Genomic DNA, 20909 nt, shown 5'->3' on the forward strand with positions numbered 1-20909 from the left:
ATAAACTTTATTCTTCGACTTCAAATTCTTTTTCTTCTTCAACGGGTTCGGTAGGAATCGTCTCTGCTTCTTGGATGGGGGCAGCGGCGAGTTTCTTTTCGTACTCTTTTTTGATATCTAAGTAGAATTTGGCTCTAGCCGTGCTGTAGTATGGTACTACCCATAAGGAGGCTATGCCGAGCGTGATAATACAAAGTAAGAACCAGCCGATGAAAGAAAGACCGAGAATGAAAAGTTGCATGCGGTGGCCGTACATCATCTTTCGGCTTTCGGTGATTGCTTGCAGGGGGCCGTATTCCGGGTGGTCCATGAGAATGAATTCGGTCATGGCGTAAGAATAGTACTTGATGATGCCGGGGATGATGAGGAGAAGGTACCAGCAGATAAGGAATATTGTCTGTAATATCTCCGTAATGACAAACTTGAAAAAGAATTCGACGTTACGGAATGCCGTGAAAAGTCGTTTATAGGATAGGTGTGTTTTTCGGGCGACGTCGAGGAAACACGCCATGAGACCAAACCACATGCACCAACTAAAGGTTGTTGAAATAATGCCCCAAATGTCGCCGAAAGAACTTCCTTCGTCTGCGATATATTCTGGTAGGGAGAAAAGTGTGTCGAGTAGCATCAACAGAAGCCAGACGATGATGCCGTAACCCCATTTGCCGTGCAAGGCTTCGCGGGCGTAGGCCCTGATATCTGCAGCGGATGCCGCCATTGCTTCTTCGCGGCCTTCGAAAACTTCAGTGTTGTTTTCTTCGGCCTGAATATCTTCTTTGCTTTCCATATAAATCCCTTTAAGTTGTATGAACTTAAAGGGAATATATAAAAATTACACCTTCACGTGGAAATAATCGATTTCGGGGTGGCTGATGTAGAGGCCGCTCACGGAGGCCTGCGGGTACATGGCGCCGTTCTCGGTGAGCGATATTCCGACACTGCCGAAATCGATGAGTTTTGCGACGTTGAAGATTTCCTTGATGTTCGGGAGCACGGGGTAGCCGACGGCTGGGCGGATGCCTTTCCAGCCGTTGGTGCGCGCGAGTTCCTGGCTCAAGTATTCGGCGCCGGCTTCGGCGAGGCGGTCGGCGACAGTCTGCATCAAAAGAACGTCGTAGTCGCAGCCGCCCTGTTCGGCCTTGAGCTTTTCGAGGCGCTTCACGAAGGCGTCGCTCACGGTGACGGCGAAGGCGCCCACGATGTCGCGGAAAACATCCTTACCGGCGGGAGCGGCGAAGACGCTTGCGGTGTTCGCATTGGCGGGCGCCACGTAGTCGCAGAGGGCGAGGCAGGTGCCTTCCGGGTTCTGCTGGCGTGCCGTGGCGACTTCGACAAGGTCGGAGTCGGTGCCGGTACGGCCCGTGTTGAACTTGATGGAATTTTCCGTACCGGCTGCAGGGTAGAACGCCTGCACGGCACGCAGCGCATACTCGGGCTTTGTGAGACTCTTGATAAGTTCTTCTGCGTCGGCCTTGAGTTTCTTTGCTTCTTCCTGGTCCGGCTTGATTTTCCAGGTGAAGAAGAAGTATTCCCAGCTGATAAGCGGGATGACTTTTTCGAGCGGAATCGGCGGGAGCTTGCTTTCGCCCATGAACGGCGGTTCCACGGGCTGGTACTTGCTCCAGTCGCAAAGGTAGCGGCGTTCGAGGGGCGTCTTCTCTGCTGCAGCCATGGCGCTTGCGGCTTCGGTCTGGATGCCGTTCTGCTTGTCGCGAATGCGCTGCTGTTCTTCGCGGTTTTCGCGGATGGTCTGTTCGCTAGTAGCCGGATCCAAAAGTTTCTGGGCGAGGCCCGGGTTACTTGCGGCATCGCGTACGTGGAATACGGGACCGTCGTAGCACGGTGCGATCTTTACGGCAGTGTGCGTGGGCGAGGTCGTTGCGCCGCCGACGATAATCGGGATGCGTTGGCCTGCATCTTGCATGGCCTTCGCCACAGTGCACATTTCTTCAAGGGAGGGCGTAATCAGCCCGGAAAGGCTCAAGATGTCGGCCTTGTTTTCGATGACCGCCTTCACGATGACATCTTCGGGAACCATCACGCCGAGGTCCACCATTTCGTAGCCGTTACAGGCCATGATCACGGAGACGATGTTCTTGCCGATATCGTGCACGTCGCCTTTGACGGTGGCGATTACGATCTTGCCGCGGCTCGATGCATTGGCGTCCTTGCCCGCCTCGATGTAGGGCTGCAAAATTTCCACGGCCTTCTTCATGGTGCGTGCAGTCTTCACCACCTGCGGCAAGAACATCTTGCCTTCGCCGAAGCGACGGCCGACTTCGTTCATGCCGTCCATGAGCGGGCCAGAGATGATTCCCACCGGGCTATCGCCGCGGTTGATAAGTTCCATCAAGTCGGGCTGAAGCGTCGTGGAAGTTCCCTTGAGCAATGCTTCTTGCAGGCGTTCTTCGGGTGTGGTAGGCTTTGCTTCGGCGGCAGCGCTGGCGTTGTCGTCAGAAGAGCTTGCGCCTGTGCTCATGGCGAAAATCGCCTTCGGGTCGTATTTGGTGCCCGCTTCCTTGGCGGCAGCGGCGGCTGCGGTCATGCGGCTTGCAATTTCGATGAGCGCTTCGCTCGCATCCGGTTCCGTGTTGTAGATGACTTCGGTAATGGCCATGCGGAGTTCCAGCGGAATCGTCTTGTATTCGATAATCGCGCTCGGGTTCATGATGGCCATGCCCATGCCGTTCGGAATCGCGTAATGCAAGAAGGTGGTATGCATCGCTTCGCGCAGGTAGTTGTTGCCGCGGAAAGCGAACGAAAGGTTCGAAAGACCGCCCGAAATACGCACGCCAGGAAGGTTGTCCATAATCCAGCGGACGGCGCGGATAAAGTCGATGGCGTAAGCGTTGTGTTCTGCCATGCCCGTAGCGACTGTCAAAACATTCGGGTCGTAAATGATGTCGGAGGGGTCGAAGCCGAGCTTTTTGACCATGATGTCGTACGCGCGGGCGGCGATCTGTACGCGGCGCTCATAGTTGGTGGCCTGGCCTTCTTCGTCGAAGAGCATCACGATGACCGCACCGCCAAGGCGCTTGATGGTGCGCGCGTGATCGATAAATGCCTGTTCGCCCATCTTGAGGGAGATGGAATTCACGATGCACTTGCCCTGGGCGCACTTGAGGCCAGCCTCGATGACTTCGAAACGGGAAGAGTCCACCATAATCGGCACGCGGCTGATGGCCGGGTCCGATGCAAGCAAGTTCAAGAAGGTCTGCATTTCGGCGGTAGCATCCAAGAGACCGTCGTCCATGTTCACGTCGATCACGTCGGCGCCGTCTTCGACCTGTTTGCGTGCAATGTCGAGCGCTTCTTCGTAATTTTTTTCGTTGATGAGGCGGAGGAACTTCTTGGAGCCCGCCACGTTGCAACGTTCGCCCACCTTCACAAAGTCTTCGGCGTTGCAGCTGTCGGCACCGTTGCTCGGGCGCACCTGTTCCTTGAACAGCGGCTCGAGACCGGCGAGGCGGAGTAGCGGGCTCGTCGCATACTTGGGTGCTGGCTTGCGGCGTTCGTAATCGGCGGGTAGCGCATCGAGCATCTTGCGCATGGCGGCGATGTGTTCCGGTGTGGTTCCGCAGCAGCCGCCAATCATGTTCACGAGCTTGTCGTCTAGGTATACGCCCATGAGTCGCACCATGTCTTCGGGTGTGTCGTCGTAACCGCCGAATTGGTTCGGGAGCCCCGCATTCGGGTGACAGCTAATGTAGCAGGGCGCGACCTTGCCCATGCGGCGCAGGTACGGCACCATACCGTCGGCACCGAGACCGCAGTTCAGGCCAATCGAAAGCGGATGCATGTGCATCACGCTCACGGCGAATGCTTCCACCGTCTGGCCCGAAAGTGTACGGCCCGAGGCGTCGCTCACCGTCATGGAGAACATGACTTCTACGGGTTTGAGGTCGGCTGTATTTCTTGCAGCGGCTGCATCGGCGTCGCGTTTTTCCATCACTTTAGTGAAAGCGCTTGCGGCGGCCTTCGCGTTCAGCGTGTCAAAAATCGTTTCAATCAGGATGGCATCGACGCCTTCATCCACCAGCACTTGAATCTGTTCCAGGTAGGCGTCTTCCAGTTCGTCAAAAGTAATGCTACGGCTTGCGGGGTCGTTCACGTCTTCGCTCATGGAGAGCATCTTGCTGGTGGGGCCCACGTCACCCAGGATGTACACCTGGCGGCCGTACTTTTCCATAGCCTCTGCCGCGGCCTGCTTCGCAATCTTCACGGCGGCGCGGTTCATTTCGGCAATGCGGTGTTCCTGGTGGTATTCGTGCTGGCTCACGCGCTGGCTCGAGAACGTATTCGTCGTCAAGCAGTCCACGCCCGCATCCACGTAGCGGCGCTGGATATCGAGAATGATTTCCGGCTTCTCGATGGAGAGCATGTCGTTGTTCGCACCCTTGATTCCGTAAGTCTGAATGACAGAACCCATGCCGCCATCCAGCAGCATCATCTTGCTTTCAAAAGCTTCGCGTAAAGTCATTTTCTTTTCCATGGCACGAACCACCATACTTGTATTTGTTATGCATTTATTTAATTTTATGCATAAATATAGAAAAGTTTTTATTTAGTCTGCATTTCAGCATTGCGAATAATAGGGAATCCGCCACCGCCTTCATCGCTTTCAAAATCGAAGTCGCCTGTAATCGTAATCACGTCCCCTTCGGCGGGGTATTCCTTGGGAAATTCGCGCGGTTTTGCAAGTTCGAAGGCGAGCCCTTGCGAACAACAGGCGAGAGCGTCTTGAATGACGCAACCGTAAAAACGCCGTTCCATTTCCTCGTCGTAATAGCTCGAAAAGATTCCCTTCATCTTGATATGCTTTCCGAGATACTTGCTCGGGTACATAACCATTTGGTAAACTTGTCCGTAGACCATGGTCCCGCTCATACGGGAAATGTCAATGTCGTATTTCTCTTTACCGCCGGGTTCCTTTGCAAACAAGGCCGCAAAGGCAAGCAGAACGGCAAGAACTACTTTGAACAATTTAAACACCTCTGCCCTGAATCAGGCTGATGGAATAGAAGAGGCCGAAAGCCACAATATCTGCCGCCACGATGGTGGAACCTACGGGAGTGCCTGCAAGGATTGCGACGACGATTCCGATAAGCGAGCACACGACCGAGATGATGGCTGATGCAACCGTTACCGCGAAGAAACTCTTGAAAATACGCATGGCCGAAAGCGACGGGAACACCACCAGGGCCGACACCAAGAGGGCGCCTACCAGGTTCATGGCAAGAACGATGATGACGGCCACGATGACAGCGATCAGCAAATTGAAAATCGTCGTGTTGACGCCGGTCGCCTGCGCAAAATTCTCGTCGAAAGTGATGGCAAAAATCTTGTGGTAGAAAAGAATAAAGACCGCGAGGACTGCAATCGAGAGTGCGACGCACAGGTAGACTTCTTCTACCCGAAGTGTCAGAATAGAGGTGGAACCGAAAAGCGTCGTGCAAACGTCACCTGAAATATTCGCCGAAGTCGAGAAAACGTTCATCAATAGATAACCGATGGCAAGGGCTCCGACCGAGACCATGGCGATGGCGGCATCTCCCTTGATGCGGGCATTTTTCCCTGTACACAACAAGAGTACTGCCACCGCGACCGTCACCGGCAAGATGAGTAGCATGTTGTTCGTAATCTTGAGTACCGCTGCAATAGAGAGCGCGCCGAAGGCGACATGCGAAAGGCCGTCACCGATGTAGGAGTAACGCTTGAGCACCAAGGTCACGCCCAGGAGCGACGAACAGAGCGAAACGAGAACGCCCACGATAATCGCATAGCGAACGAAAGGGAAATCTAGATAGAACGAAAGTTTTTCGATAAGCTCGGGCATAGTTTAGTAGACGGTAGGAAGTAGACAGTAGGAAGTAGACGGTAGAGGGTTTATTTTTCCTTGGTTGAAATGGTATTGAAATCCAGCACGCGGGTGGCATCGTCGAGGGCAGTGTCTACATCGTGAGTGACCATGACGACGGTCATTCCCTTCTGATGCAGCTCTTCGATGATGCGGTACATAGTTTCTGTAGATTCTGGATCGAGGCCTGTCACCGGTTCGTCGAGAAGCAGCAGGCGTTCGGCGGCGCACAGGGCCCTCGCTAAAAGCACGCGCTGCTTTTGGCCCCCCGAAAGCTCGCGGAAGCAAGATTTTGCGAGGCTTTCGGTACGGGTTAGCGCCATGCATTCCATGGCGCGATCCCGGTGCGCCTTTCTGTAGAATGGCAACAAGCGGTGCTTTCCTTGGAATGCCGACAGCACGATTTCTTCGACGGAGGCCGGAAAATCTTTCTGCACGATCGTCATTTGCGGCAGGTAGCCGATTTGATTTCGGGAGAGGCCGTCGCAGAGCTCGATGACTCCCGATTTCGGCTTGAGTAGCCCCGCGATACCCCTCAAGAAAGTCGTCTTTCCGGAACCGTTGCGCCCCACGATGCACAGGTAGTCACCTGCGTTTATGTCGTAGTCCAAATCGCGTACTAGGTCCTTGCTCCCGTATCCGAGAGTCAACTGGCGACACTTAATAAGGGTCTTCGCATTACTCATCACACATTCCACATTATTTAATTGCTTTCTTCAAAACTTCCAAATTTGATTGCATCATGCTCAGATAGTCTACGCCAGATTGCATCTGCGCATCCGTCACCGACTGCATCGAATTCAGCGTCAGCACAGGCGTTTCCTTTGACTTTTTGCTGGCGTCAAGAATCGCGCGGGCAATCTTCCCGTTGCTTCCGTCAATCGTGAAAATCGCGGGGAGCGCGAGTGAATCCATCTTGCCCGCCAAGAAGGCTACCGTCTCGAAACTTGCCTCACTTTCGGCGGAACAGCCAACAAACGCGGCAAAATACTTAATGCCGTAATCATCCACCAGATAACGAAACGGAAAACGGTCGCCAAACAAAATGGTCTTGAAATGGGCACTGTCTGTTGCTGCACGGTATTGGGCGTCCAGGGCGCTGATCTTTGCGATGTAAAGGCCCGCATTCATGTGGTATTCCGTAGCGTGCGCCGTGTCTACTTTCGAGAGGGCGTCGGCAAGGTTCATCACCAGCAGTTCTGCGTTCTTCAGCGAGAGCCAAATGTGTTCGTCGTTTTCAGCTTCTTCGTGGTGATGATGCCCGTCTTCGTGTTTTTCGGCATGGGCTTCGTGCTCGTGATGTTCGTGGTTCTCTTCTGCGATTTCTTTCGTCTCTCGTCCCTTCGGCAAGCTCAGGGCAGGCTTTTCGTCTTTCGTCTCTTCCTGCATGCCTTCCACGACTTCTTCTTCCTTGACTCGGTCGCCCAAGGCCGCAAGCAGGTTCACTTGCACGCGGCCTTCCTTCGGCGTTGCTTTCAGCGCTTTCTCGATCCATTCGTCGGATTCACCACCTACGAACACCACCATGTCGGCGCTTGCAATCGCTGCGATATCCTGTGCCGAGGGCTTGTAGCTGTGCAAGTCGGTGCCGTTCTTGATAAGCAGTTTCAGGTTTACTGCGTCCAGACGGTCTCCGAGGACGTTCTTCAGCCAATCGTACTGCGGATAGATGGTCGCGACAATAGAAACTTTCTTTTGTGCGGGTGCTTTTTCGTTCGATTCCGCGCTGCAAGCGACAAACATCAGCGCCGTCGCCAAAACAAACATTGCAAATGCTGCAAATTTCTTCATAATAAGTCCTTTGCCCAATCGGGCCAAAATTTGAGTTGATGCTTTATTGTTCGTGGCACTTGTCGTGCCGAGGGTAGCCATCAATTCAGCAGCAGGACTTTCTGTGAAACAAGAGTTGTCGACGGCGAAACCGCCGCCTTAAAGCAAACTAATTTGAAATAGAAAAACCGTAACGCAAGTTCGAACGGCGCTACCACCAGTTCCATGCAAACCGAAATCAGTTCCAGACAACGGTGGATGTGGTGGCACACGTGGCAGTGCTCGCCGTGGCAATGGTGCTCCAAGTGCCTCGCGACGTAGAGCGATGCAAACGCTATGAGCAGCTTGTTTAACAGGGCGTTAACCATGGCGCCTCCGCGAACAGCCGGAACAGCGCCCGAGCAGCACGGACTGTTGTTGGTCCAGCTCGAATCCGCTGCGCTGTACCGAAAGCTGCAGAACCTTGAGGGCGGGGCCTTCCAGGTGGAAAAACTTGCCGCATTCCTTGCATACGAGGTGCATCTTTTCTTCGCAACGGCCTGGGCCCGTGTAGCGGTATTGCAACTCGTTGTTTTCGGCAGCTCCGACAATCTGGATCATTCCTGCTTTTTCGAGCCTGGAAAGGTTCCTGTAAATGGTACTCAGCGAAACCTCGGACAGACTCTGGGCCAACTCGGAGGCCTTGAAAATCCGGTCGGGATTTTCAGCCATGTAATCCATGATCATCTGTCGGGTCTGAGTTTTGTATTCCATTTTCAACGCCGAAATTGCGAACGATTCGCAAATATAGTAAAATTGCGAATGATTTGCAATTTGTGAGTTGGCAAAAGCCTAAATTCCTTTTTTTTGGGGAATTTGCCCCATTTTGGCCTTTTTGTGACCCGTGTCACAATGCACTTGGATAAAACGTCCATGCGAATTTCACCCTCGGTATATGTTTCTTTACCTGCAAAGTCTATTTTATTATTGTAAATATACGGGTAAATAATTATGGTTACGTTTTCTGACATATCGGATTATCGCGACTTCTTGAAGGAGTACTACGACCGTAGGAAAGCCGAAATGCCTTTCTACTCGTACCGTATGATGGGGGACAAGCTGGGATTGGATTCCAGCTACCTTTATCGCGTGTTGCAGAAAAAGCAGCACTTGCCGGCTCATGCACTCCCTGCCGCGAAAGAAATCCTTGATCTGTCCGGTCGTGAGGCCGAATACTTTGACTTGCTGTTCTCCGCAGCAGTAACCAAGGACAAGGCCAAGCGCGAAGAGCTGATGGCAAAAGCCCTCGATCTTCGGGATGTGGACCGCCACAGCCTGCAGGCAGCCGAACTCAAGCTGCTTCAGAACTGGTGGATTCCGGCCGTGCGTGCCTACCTCGAACTGAACGGTGGCGTGGTTAACGTCAAGCAGATTTCTAGGGACCTGTGCCCCCCGATTACCGAGGCCCAGGCCCAGGAAGCGATCGATACCTTGCTGGAAGTCGGCTTGGTCAAGAAGATGGCTTCGGGCAAGTTGGCTGTTACGGACGCCCATTTGACCGTGGGTGGCCCCGAAAAGAAGCAGGCTGTTCGTCATTTCCAGAAAGAAGTGCTCTCTTTGGCTAGTGATGCACTGGACAATATTCCTGTTGACGAAAGAAATATTTCTACTCTTACATTGTCCGTAGACCAGTCCTGCTTCGATGACTTGGGTGATATGCTTAGGGAATTTAGGCGTCTGGTCCAGAAGAGGGTGGACAGTGCCAAAAACTCCGACCGGGTAATGCAGCTTTCTATGGCGTTTTATCCGATTGCGCGTAAGGGCGGTGTCCGTACCGTTGATTCTGTGGAGGGCGACAAAAGGGAGTCCAAATGAAGAAATGGGTGTGGCATATAGGTTTTGCAGCTGCAGTGGGAGCGCTCATTGCGGCGTGTTCCAGTAGCAACGGCATTGATCCGAGTGCGGGAACGTCGCTTGAGACAGAGAACTCGGTTGCCGTGGTGCTCGCTGTGAAGCAGAGCGATGGTTCGCCTGCTGCCCGTACCAAGGTCTTGGTGCGCCCGGTCGACTTCTTGGCGGGTGCGAATAATATGGATGTTGTCAAGGACCACAAAAAGGGGGAATCCCCGGTGGTCGTATCCGATTCTACTTTGGGCATCTTGAATCTTGAAACCGACGAGCAGGGCCGGTTGAACCTCAAGAGACTCAAACCTGGTACTTATAATGTGGAAGCACGTCAGGATACTACCAAGGCGTTTGTGCGCGTGGTGGTGACCGATGTGTCCCGTGATTCTGTGTCGATCAAGCTTGAACCGACTGGCGCTGTTTCGGGCCAGGTGTACTTGCCTGAAAACGAATCGTCCGTGACGGTGGGCGTCAAGGGACTTGATTACTTTGTTGAAACGGACGAAGAGGGCAAGTTTGAATTTAAGAGCCTGCCGAAGGGATTGCTTACCCTGGTCGGATTCACGTTCCGTACTTACAAGACTCTCGATATGGACGGCAAGCCGTCGGCGATCAGCAACCTGATGACGGTCGGCTCCAGCAATACGAAGGTGGAGTCCGGCAAGACCTCGAAGAACGTGACGATTGGTCAGAAGCAGGTGCCCGCTTCCGATACGACGGTCAAGGAAGATGTCTACCCGGTTGTGCTTTTTGCCGACTTTGAAGACAGCACTTATGGCTGGTATATTTCTAGGTCCAAGTATGCCGAGGCACAACTGGATGCCGAAAAGAACGTGGCTGGCCGTAAAGGCATGGTTGCCCACTTCGTGTACCAGAACGATTCCAACGCCAACTGGGCCTTGATGGGACGTGCCTTGAACGAAATGACGGATATGAGCGAGCTCGACTCCGTGGTATTCTGGGCTCGTGCAGGCCTCAGTGATTCTTCCCAGTGGATCAGCGTCTCGTTCGATGTGCTTCTCGATTCTATCGCTCTCGATAGTACCGGCTACGAAAACGGTAAGGCTTGGGTGCACTTGGAACTTGATACGGCCTGGCAGCGTTTCGTGGTGACTCCGAAGGACTTGATTGAACCCGACGAACACCATATCGGAGGCAACATCGGTTGGGACGAAGTCAAGAAACATGTGACGAACCTGAACTTCTTCGGCGGTGGCGTGACCGAAGGCACCCCCTATGAGATGTGGATCGACGACGTGACGATCTACGGCGTCAAGGAACTGCTGGAATAGTTTTCATCTAAAAATGTTGCACTTGGTGCAATGACGAGCATTATGGCGGGCTTCAGCCCGCCATTTCTGCTTTATGCTTATGGACAATGTGTCAATGGAAATAGGCTTTCGGGGCGGTTTTTTTGTGCTTTTTTAGGGTAATTTTTGGATTAAGAAGGTTTGGTTGTGTTTTTTGCCTTCGAAGGAGTCCTCATGGATTACAGAAATGTATGGGAATTGAAAAGCCTGAAAAAGGCTACGTGCTTAGTTGCCGGACTTGCCGCGTTTGGCTTGGCCGACAACCCGATTTCAAGTTATCACTACCTCGCCGACCCGGGCGCTGCCGCCGATGACACCTATTTCTACGTCATCACCGACTCCGACGACCCGGCTGCGTACAATGCCAACGGCTACAACATCAAAGCCCTCTACGGTTTCCGCACCAAGGACATGAAAAACTGGACCGACTTCGGTATCATTTACGATGCCCGCAAGGTGGACGGTATCGGCGATATCTGGGCATCCGGCATTGCGGTGAACCCCAACGATCACAGGCTTTACATCGTGTTCCCCGATGGCGGTGGTGGCGGCATTGGCCTCATCGGCGCCGACAGCATTGCCGGCCCCTGGACGAACCCCGTTTCGGGCAACAAGAAGCTCATCAACAACTGGGGTGGCGGTATTTCGGACTGCGACGGCATCGGCTGGTGCTTTGACCCGGCAATCTTCTTTGATGACGACGGTACGGGCTACTTCACGTTCGGTGGCGGTAGCAGCGATAGCCGCCCGGCGAACAACAACAATAACGACATTTTTAACATCTACAAGCTCAACAAGGACATGAAGGGCTTTGACGTGAGTACCAAGACTCACCTGAAGATTGGCGGCCCGAAGGCGATGGAAGCTTCTTACATCCATAAGTACAAGGGCAACTATTACCTGTCTTACAGTACGGCTGACTTGCGTATTGCCTACGGCATGTCCAAGAACCCGATGGGCCCCTACGAATACAAGGGAATCTTCATGGGGAACCCGAACATTGGTGGCCAGAACATTAACGCGAACAACAACAACCATCATGGCATTGCCGAATTCAAGGGCCACTGGTACGTTGCCTACCATGACCGCCGTATCGCGAACGGTTACGATGGCCTGGAAAAGATTCCTGCCGACGACGGCAAGGCGAATCCGGCGCCCGCATACCACCGCAGCGTAAGCGTCGATGAATTCTATTACAATGGCGATGGCACCATGAAGGAACTGACCTTCACGAAGGAAGGTCCGAAGCAGATTGAAAACTTTGATCCGTACGACTGGTATCCGGCACTCACGAGTTCAAAGCAGAAGGGCATCCGTAGCCGTTCCAACTGGAGCTTGGGCAAGGTGGCTGAACATCTCCTCCTCCCGCTTTCTACGAAGGAATCCTGGATCCGCGTGAGTGGCGTTGACTTCGGTACGGCAGCCACTGGCTTTACCGTGCAGGCTGCAAGCACTACCGACGGCAACAAGATTGAAATCCATACCGGTTCTGCAAGCGGTACCTTGGCTGGTACTTGTACCCTCAAGAATACCGGCAACAAGTCCACCTTTGCTGAAACCAAGTGCGAAGTGGAAGGCCTGAAGGGCATCGTGGAAAGCTTGTTCCTCGTGTTCAAGGGCTCGCAGGATTCGACTATGGCTATCAAGGCTTGGGGCTTCGAAGGGAGCGGTTCTACTCCGCCGACTCCGCAGACACCTTATGGCGGCACTGCTGTGACACTTCCGGCAAAGATAGAAGCTGAAAACTATGACGTTCCGGGTACGGGTCGCGGTGGCGATGTTGATTCCTACTACGATGCTGATTCCGAAAACCAGGGCGATGCCGAATTCCGTACCGACTTGGGAGTCGATATCGTGCTCGGTGGTACCGGCAAGGCTATCGGTTACACCGCTGCTGGTGAATGGCTGGAATACTCGATCGTGGTTCCAGAAGATGGCGAATACGCCTTGAAGGCATCGGCTTCTACCGGTATGGAAAACGGCGCTAGCTTCTGCCTGCTTGTCGATGGCAAGGTCGTGGGCGATACCGTGAAGGTCCCGCAGACTGGCGAAGACTGGAGCGTTTACGAAGAATTCGATGCTGGCACGGCAACCCTGACCAAGGGTGAACACATTGTCCGCTTGGAAATTCTCAGCGACAACGTGAATGTGGACTGGTTCTCGATTGGTGATGTGACCACGGGTATCCATCAGGATGCCAAGCTGAATGTGTCCTCTGTCTCGACTTACGACGTGTTTGACCTGAGCGGCAAGAAGATTGCAAGCTTTAAGGCCCGCAACATGATCGAAGCTTCCCAGATGTGGCGCGACGGTTCCGTGAAGGGTTCTGAAAAGGCCCGTGGCGTGAACCTGATCCGCAACCGTACCAGCGGCATGGTGACCAAAATTCGCACTACGAAGTAAAGTTTTATAAATAAAACCATTGACAAAAAGTCAAAGAAAAGTGTCCTCCGGGGCACTTTTTTTGTGCTTTTGAAGATAATTTTAAGGATGGAAGGTGTGGTGTTTTACCTTCAGAGGAGTCCTTTATGGATGTTTGGAATGTTAAAGGCCTGAAGAAGGCCGCGTGTTTGGTCATGGGCTTGGCTGCTTTCGGCCTTGCCGACAACCCGATTTCTACTTACCATTACCTGGCAGACCCGGGTGCTGCCGCTGACGATGAGTACTTCTATATCATCACGGACTCCGATGACCCGGCTCCGTACAATTCTAACGGTTACAAGATTTACGCCCTTTATGCATTCCGCAGTAGGGATATGCAGAACTGGACCGACTTCGGCATTATTTACGATGCCCGTAAGGTGAGCGGCATTAACGACATTTGGGCTTCTGGCATTGCCGTGCATAACGGTACGTTCTACATCGTGTTCCCCGATGGCGGTGGCGGCGGTATCGGCTATATCAAGGCTCCTGCAATTGAAGGCCCGTGGACGAACGCCGTGGGTAACGGCAAGGACAAGCTTGTCGGCGGTCGCGGCATCATCGGCTGCGATGGCGTTTCGTGGTGCTTTGACCCGGGTATCTTTATCGATGATGACGGCACGACCTACGTGACGTGGGGCGGCGGCGAAAGCAACAGCCGTCCGAACACCGACAACTTCGATATCGTCAAGCTGAACGATGCGAAGAATGCTCCGGTGGGTAACGGTTCTCACGTGAAGGTGAACAACTTGCCGACCCGCAAGATGCTTGAAGCCTCTTACATCCATAAGCACAAGGGTACTTACTACTTCTCTTACAGTACAGGCTGGCAGCAGGGTGCGCCTACCATTGACTACGGCATGTCCAACAACGTGATGGGCCCGTACACCTGGAAGGGTACCATTCTCGGCGACCCGAGCATGAATGGTCGTAGCATTAACGGCAACAACAACCACCATGGTATTGCCGAATTCAAGGGCCATTCTTACGTTGTCTATCATGACCGCCGTATTGCCAAGGGCCATAACGGACTTGAAATTATTCCGGCCGATGACGGCAAGCCGAAGCCGAACGAAGGTTACCACCGCAGCGTTTCTGTAGACGAAATGTTCTACAATGCTGACGGTACGATTCAGACGGTGAAGGTGACGGACGAAGGCCCGAAGCAGATTGAAAACTTCGATCCGTACGACTGGTATCCGGCTCTCACGAGCTCCAAGCAGAAGGGCATTCGCAGCCGCTCCAACTTTGTCGTGGGCAAGAGGGCTGAACATGTGCTGATTCCGCTTTCGAGCAAGGAATCCTGGATTCGCGTTTCTGGCGTGGATTTCGGTACTGCGGCAACGGGCTTTACGGTCGAGGCTTCGAGTGCTGCCGACGGCAACAAGATTGAAATTCGCACGGGTTCTGCATCGGGAACGCTCGCAGGCACTTGTACCTTGAAGAATACCGGCAGCAAGAACACTTATGCCGAAAACAAGTGCGAAGTTTCTGGCCTTAAGGGCATTGTGAACCAGCTGTTCCTCGTGTTCAAGGGCAATCAGGATTCGACCATGTACGTGAAGGCTTGGGGCTTCGAAGGCAGCGGCACGACGCCGCCGGAACCGCAGAAACCCTTTGGCGGCAAGGCTTGGGATATTCCGGGCAAGATTGAAATGGAAGACTTCGACATTCCGGGCTCTGGCCGCGGTAGCGAAATCAAGTCTTACAGCGAAAACGATTCCGAAGACCACGGTGCCGAAAGCAACGGTGGCAAGAGCTACCGCGAAGGCACCGGCGTCGATATCTACAAGAAGGCTACGGGTTATGTCGTGGGTTACAACCAGGCCGGCGAATGGCTCGAATACACCGTGAATGTGAAGGAAGATGGCGATTACACCATGTACGCTTCTGTCGCAACGGACAATTCTACCGCTGGATTCTCGCTGTCTATCGATGACAACAAAATTGCCGACGTCGCAGTCTCTGGTTCCAGCTGGGATGACTTTGAAAGCGTGAAGGCCAATGTGTCTCTGAAGGCTGGCGAACATATTCTGCGCATGACGGTAACGGGCGACTGGTTCGATATTGACTACATCAACTTCGTTGCAGGCAAGGACGCTCCGGAAACGACGACGGGTCTTGCTGGCAATGTGAAGCTGAATGCGGCCAAGGTGGCAACGTTCGACGTGTTCAATTTGAATGGCAAGAAGGTGGCAAGCTTTACGGCTCGCAATATGGCCGCAGCTACCAAACTCTGGCAGAGTGGTTCCGTTAAGGGTAGCGAAAAGGCTCAGGGAATTAGCCTGATTCGTAACCGTGCCACCGGCAAGATTGCCAAGGTGCGCACCACCAAATAAGTTTCCCATAAACACATCCAACCAGGAGGACACCCCCGAATGGGGGTGCCCTTCCTTCCGGGAAAAAACGCTTGATTTTGAAATTACGAGAATGTATTTTAATATCGGGAGTTGTGTTAAAAAGGAGTATAAGATGACAATCCAAAAAATTGCAAAGAGTGTGGGCCTTGCCTTTGGAGTGGTTGGCCTATGGAGCGCGGCAACGGCGGCAACCGTCAATGTTGACGTGACCGAAGAACACCAGGTGATTCGCGGGTTTGGCGGCATGGTGCATAACCAGTGGCAGGGCGGTGGAGGCCTTTCCGAAGCCGATGCGAAGATTGCTTTTGGTACGGGCGATGGCACAATCGGCCTCAACACGCTCCGTATTCCGGTTTACGCCAATTCCAATGACTTCAACAAGGAAGTTCAGGCCGCAAAGTATGCCAAAAAGTACGCCGGCGATGACTTTATCCTTTACGCGACTCCGTGGACTTCTCCGTATGCAGGCGCAAACCAGCACATGGCTTCTTCGAATTACCAGAAGTACGTGGACCACCTGAATAACTTCAACGATTACATGAAGAATCAGGGCGTTCCCCTGTACGCTATCTCCATCAGTAACGAACCGGACTGGTGCGGTGAATGGGCCTGCTGGAGTGCAGACGAAATCTACAACTTCACCAAGGGCTACGCCGATAAGATGCGCAAAAACGGCGCGAAGGTGATTTCGACGGAATCCTTCCGTTATGACAAGAACCTCTACAATAAGGTCTTGAACGATGCCAATGCCCTCAAGAACTGGGACATTCTCGGCGCGCATTTTTACGCGAGTGACCGAAGGACTGGGGACAACTTCTTCCAGTACAGCCTTGCTGACCAGAAAAAAGTCGAACGCTGGATGACGGAACACTATACCGAAAGCCAGGGAAGCGGTAACTACTGGCGCACGATTACGAATACGGGTGACCAGGCGAACGCCAACAAGCGCGATACCGTGAACGCCATGGACGTAGCTTACGAAATCCACCGCGCCATGGTCGTAGGCAATTTCAATCAGTACACCTGGTGGTACATCCGTCGCTGCTACGGCTTGATTATGGAAAAGGATTTTGGCAACAAGCTCCAGATTCCGCAGAACGAAATCGGCAAGATTTCTAAGCGCGGTTACGTGATGAGCCAGTTTGCGCGCTTTGTCCGCCCGGGTGCCGTGCGCGTGGGCGCTACGGCAAACCCCGAAAAGGAAGTCTTTGCAAGTGCATACAAGAGCAAAGATGGCGATAGCGTTATCGTGGTGCTCGTGAACCGCGACTACAAGAATAGCAAGACTGTGACCGTCAATGTGAAGGGTGCCGATGTGGAAACTTTCCATGTGTACACCACTAGCGAAGCGAAAAATGCAAAGTACGAAGGCGAAGTCGAAGTCAAGAATGGCTCCGTGACGATTACCATGGATGCCGGCAATTCAAGCAACAAGGACTGCATTGTGACACTCGTGGGCAGTGGCACTCCGGCAGATCCTGTACCTCGCGAACCGTTTGGTGGCAAGGTCGCTGAAATCCCGGGCAAAATCGAAGCCGAAAACTTTGACGTTCCGGGTACGGGCAAGGGCAACAAGTCTTATAGCGAAAACGATTCCGAAGACCGTGGCGAAACGAACTACCGCGAAGGTACGGGCGTTGACATTTACAAGAAGGCTACTGGCTATGTGGTCGGCTATAACGAAGAAGGCGAATGGCTCGAATACTCCGTGAACGTGAAGGAAGCGGGCGACTACACGATGTTTGCTTCTGTCGCTACGAGCAATTCGACGTCCGGTTTCTCGCTCTCCTTGGATGGCGAAACGCTTGTTGAAAATGTCGCTCTTTCGGGCACAAGTTTTGATGAATTTACGAAGGTCAAGGCCAACGTGACTCTCCCGGCGGGTGAACATATTCTCCGCATGACGGTGACGGGTTCCTGGTTCGATATCGACTACTTCAACTTTGCAAAGGGCAAGGATGCTGCCGATCCGGACGATAAGACGATTGGTTTGCGCGGTGCTAATTTCCGCCTGCCGACCGAAGCCGAAAACTACCGCATTTTCGATATCAACGGAAGCTACCTCGGTATGGTTAAGGCATCGAGCATGCCGGAACTCCGTGCCAATGCAGCTAACCTCGTGAAGCGCGGTGGCGCCTACCTGGCTAAGTCTATGAATGGTCGTACCAAGCTCATTCAGGTGACTAAATAAGTTTCGTTTAACACTAAGGTAACGACAAGCTCTCAAAATGAAGTGAGCTTGTCGTTTTAAAATAAGAGGAAAATTTGAAACAACTGTATTCCAGCGTTTTCGCCCTGCTTTGTCTGTTTTGCTTGAATAGAGCATTTGCCCTTGACTTTCCGTATTCTGAATGGAATCTTGCTAATTATGAAGGTGCTTATGCTTCCTTTAATGAAGGCTTTGTTTCTGTTGCCGATGGCGGCTCTGATTACTGGCATGTTCAACTGACTCGTAGCAATATCGAATTACAGGCTGGTAAGACATACGAAGTCAAGTTTTACCTACAGGGTGTTAGTGCTCGCCGCTATGTAGAAGTCCGAATCGGGCGCGATGGTTTCCCTTATGATGCTTTCGCCGAATTCGGTGAAGTTGCGGCGACCGTAAACGGACGAACCGTAACAAAGACTTTCACGATGCAGTCGGGCAATGTCAGCAACGCCCGATTTGAATTCAATCTTGGTAAAAATTCCGGGACGGTTTATCTTTCTGATGTCAGTCTGAATTGCCTTGACTGCGGCTCGAACCAAAACATAGGCGGAAGCAATTCTTATGCAACATTGGCAGGTGATTGGGGATACGTTGTCGTTGCCGACATGGTCGATTTCCGTGATAATTCCATGTCCTTGGGCGATGTATTCGGTCAAAATCTTGAACTTGGGGTGGATTCCAAGATTTACGGTAATGTCGATGCTTCGAGTCATTGTTTCTTGCGTGAACGTGCGAACATCAGCGGTGATTTGCGTTATACTAGCCAATGCGAGGAACAAAACGGAGTTGTCGCCAAGACAAAGAGTGAAGCTGCTCTTTCAAAACCTGTTGTCGGCATTCCGAACATCGTTGCGGGGATAACTCCAATTTCTGTTGGACTTGACCAGAACGTTACGGTATCGCCGAGTAATTACGGAGCGTTCTACGCCAATGCAAGGTCTAAGGTCCATTTGTCATCGGGTTCTTATACTTTCCAGAATATCTTTACGGAACCTGACGCCGAGTTTGCGTTTGACTTGACTTCCGGCCCAATTACAATAAATGTCTTGGGAAATGTCCGCTTCGGCGACCGAAACACGTTCTCCATTACGGGCGGAAACCCCAGTGAAATCTTGTGGAATGTTGCTGGTGAGAATGTTGATATGGGAACGGACGGCTTGTATTTTGGAAAATTCGTCGCACCGTCTGCATTTGTACGCATTCCGTCGCGTTCGCACCTTGTCGGTGCCGTGTATGCCAACAAATTCCAGATAGAACCGCAATCGACCGTTTCACAGGAACCCCGAGCGACCGAAATCTCCCACAGTGAGGAACATTTCGGACCGTTCTTTGAACCTGGAGTATTCCGCTATGTTTCTCAACTGCCGTTTTCCGCATCTGCCATCGAAATGTTTGTCTATGCGGATAACGCCCAATTCAAGGTGAACGGCGAAACATCGGCAACGGTCGAACTTCCGTCTTCTAATGTAACCGCAAACATCTCGCTTACCAGGAACATGATTTCGGGCTTCCCCGCCGAAGCGTTCAGTAGCAGTTATGTATTCAACTTTACCAAGAGTGCAAACTACCGTATCTTCTGGAATCCGCAAACCCAGTGCAAGCAGGGGTGCGACGGAACTACCGCAGCGACTGCCGTTGGCGACTTTGCGACCGTTGTCGAAACAGCCAAGGCGACAGGCCGCGAAATCAACATGGCGGGTGGCGTTTGGAATGTGGCCGACAACTTTACAGACGGAGTAGTTCCTTGGAAAGTCGGTTTCGAACTGGTCGGATACAAGGGTGACATTTGGGATTTGAATTCTGAAAAAGAGCTCCCGCTTTTGAATATGGGCGGAAACACTCATGTGGAAATCGAAGGCCGTTCTCCACGCAGCATTGTCGGTCTTCGCCTTGAAAATGGATTTAATGCCGAAAACGGTGGAACAATCCATTCCGACAACCAGAAACTGCTTTTGAAAAACATCGTTATCGCAAAGTCTGAATCAAACAAAAACGGCGGAGCCTTGGCAACAAGTGATTCCTTGTATCTCGAAACAGTTCACTTTACACAGAATACATCGAAAGGAAATGGCGGTGCAATTTCTGCTCAAGGTGAAATCAGTATGCTTAATGTAATCTATTTGAGCAATACGACTGCTCTTAACGGTGGAGCCGTAAATCTTTTAGGTGGCAACACTTACATCGGTAATGCAATTTTCTATGACAACCATGCTGCGGACAATGGCGGTGCAATCAACAATGATGGCGCAATCCTGAATATTTGGAATGCGACATTCTTCGCAAATGTCGCCACGACAAAAAATGGAGCGATATCTGGCAAGGCTAAAGGCTCTATAGGCAACAGCATTTTCTGGAAGAATACAACGGCAACATGCACAGGAGAGTGTGCGGAAGAAGTCGTCGCCGGCTATAGCGCAACAAATTCATCTTTCTCGAAAAACTACGCAGGAACAAACATCTACATCGGCGACCCCAAACTCGCAAACGAAAATAACCCTGCCGGAGAAAATGAATACATGAATTACGACGCGGGAATCAATCTTGATCAAAAGTCAAACCTATTGAAAGCTGGCGTAAAGAACAATTTCGCTCCACAATACGACATATTAGACATGGAGCGTGAAGACAACGCAATCGCTTTGGGGCCTTATGCAAACGCAATGCCATCAAAGAATGCAACATTTGGTGTATTGGATGAAGATGGCAGTGTGGTAGCGCTCAAACCCGCCATTCCTTTAATTAGTGCAATAATGGGAATACAACACAGAAAGTATCTTATCAGTTCTTCTTATGCTAGAGTTTGGAAGGCGACTATAGATAGAAATAAAAAAACGAAAAATTTAAACCAAGCGCATGTCAAGTTATGGGTAAAAGACAAAGATGGAAACAAACGAACCAAAGACCCCGTTGTGGAATTTGATGTTTTTCGCAATGGAGATGAAAATGGCCAATGCGTTTTCCAGACAATGACCAAAGATAAAGGAAAACCAATATTGTTCTCTAAGCGCTTAGAAGATGCCGGTGAATACGACGAAGCTATCGTAATTTACATGGGTGAAGTTACAGATTATTTCTATTACGAAGCAAAGGAGAAGTAG

General features: G+C 52.0%; 14 protein-coding genes. 6 read left to right on the forward strand and 8 right to left on the reverse strand.

Going from position 1 to position 20909, the window contains the following annotated elements; genetic code table 11:
- Window positions 1-7: 7 nt before the first annotated feature.
- From BUC02_RS04280 to BUC02_RS04310, 8 genes are all read right to left on the reverse strand, one after another.
- Window positions 8-787, reverse strand: coding sequence for a DUF975 family protein (locus BUC02_RS04280; RefSeq protein WP_073319172.1), 780 nt, complete (start codon window positions 785-787; stop codon window positions 8-10).
- A 45-nt stretch (window positions 788-832) separates the two neighbouring features.
- Window positions 833-4492, reverse strand: a complete 3660-nt coding sequence (gene metH, locus BUC02_RS04285) for a methionine synthase (RefSeq protein WP_254794092.1) — start codon at window positions 4490-4492, stop codon at window positions 833-835.
- A 68-nt stretch (window positions 4493-4560) separates the two neighbouring features.
- On the reverse strand, window positions 4561-4992 hold the full coding sequence (locus BUC02_RS04290; protein WP_073319175.1) for a hypothetical protein: 432 nt from the start codon (window positions 4990-4992) through the stop codon (window positions 4561-4563).
- A complete protein-coding gene (locus BUC02_RS04295; RefSeq protein WP_073319178.1) occupies window positions 4985-5836 on the reverse strand; it encodes a metal ABC transporter permease in 852 nt (283 codons plus the stop codon). Before BUC02_RS04295 ends, BUC02_RS04290 begins: the two co-directional genes overlap by 8 nt.
- A gap of 50 nt (window positions 5837-5886) precedes the next feature.
- On the reverse strand, window positions 5887-6543 hold the full coding sequence (locus BUC02_RS04300; protein WP_073319181.1) for a metal ABC transporter ATP-binding protein: 657 nt from the start codon (window positions 6541-6543) through the stop codon (window positions 5887-5889).
- Between the two features lie 13 nt (window positions 6544-6556).
- Window positions 6557-7648 carry a metal ABC transporter substrate-binding protein gene (locus tag BUC02_RS04305; RefSeq protein WP_073319799.1) on the reverse strand — a complete coding sequence of 364 codons (1092 nt, stop codon included), beginning with the start codon at window positions 7646-7648 and terminating at the stop codon, window positions 6557-6559.
- Window positions 7649-7728: 80 nt separating this feature from the next.
- A complete protein-coding gene (locus tag BUC02_RS15840) occupies window positions 7729-7995 on the reverse strand; it encodes a hypothetical protein (protein WP_139261016.1) in 267 nt (88 codons plus the stop codon).
- Window positions 7988-8380, reverse strand: a complete 393-nt coding sequence (locus BUC02_RS04310) for a Fur family transcriptional regulator (RefSeq protein WP_073319184.1) — start codon at window positions 8378-8380, stop codon at window positions 7988-7990. Before BUC02_RS04310 ends, BUC02_RS15840 begins: the two co-directional genes overlap by 8 nt.
- A 237-nt stretch (window positions 8381-8617) precedes the next feature.
- Between BUC02_RS04310 and BUC02_RS04320 the strand changes: the two genes are divergently transcribed.
- From BUC02_RS04320 to BUC02_RS04345, 6 genes are all read left to right on the forward strand, one after another.
- Entirely contained in the window at window positions 8618-9481 is an 864-nt protein-coding gene (locus BUC02_RS04320; RefSeq protein WP_073319190.1) for a DUF4423 domain-containing protein, read from the forward strand.
- Window positions 9478-10803 carry a peptidase associated/transthyretin-like domain-containing protein gene (locus BUC02_RS04325; RefSeq protein WP_073319193.1) on the forward strand — a complete coding sequence of 442 codons (1326 nt, stop codon included), beginning with the start codon at window positions 9478-9480 and terminating at the stop codon, window positions 10801-10803. Before BUC02_RS04320 ends, BUC02_RS04325 begins: the two co-directional genes overlap by 4 nt.
- A 192-nt stretch (window positions 10804-10995) precedes the next feature.
- Window positions 10996-13224: a carbohydrate-binding protein gene (locus BUC02_RS04330; protein WP_254794093.1), complete on the forward strand. Its 2229-nt coding sequence runs from the start codon at window positions 10996-10998 to the stop codon at window positions 13222-13224.
- 125 nt (window positions 13225-13349) lie between these two features.
- Window positions 13350-15581, forward strand: a complete 2232-nt coding sequence (locus BUC02_RS04335; RefSeq protein ID WP_073319196.1) for a carbohydrate-binding protein — start codon at window positions 13350-13352, stop codon at window positions 15579-15581.
- 133 nt (window positions 15582-15714) lie between these two features.
- Window positions 15715-17793 (forward strand): carbohydrate-binding protein, encoded by a 2079-nt coding sequence (locus BUC02_RS04340; protein WP_073319199.1) that lies wholly within the window; start codon window positions 15715-15717, stop codon window positions 17791-17793.
- Window positions 17794-17867: 74 nt separating this feature from the next.
- On the forward strand, window positions 17868-20909 hold the full coding sequence (locus BUC02_RS04345) for a carbohydrate binding domain-containing protein (protein ID WP_073319201.1): 3042 nt from the start codon (window positions 17868-17870) through the stop codon (window positions 20907-20909).

Origin of the sequence: Fibrobacter sp. UWOV1 (assembly GCF_900142495.1) — a bacterium.
Classification (GTDB): domain Bacteria; phylum Fibrobacterota; class Fibrobacteria; order Fibrobacterales; family Fibrobacteraceae; genus Fibrobacter.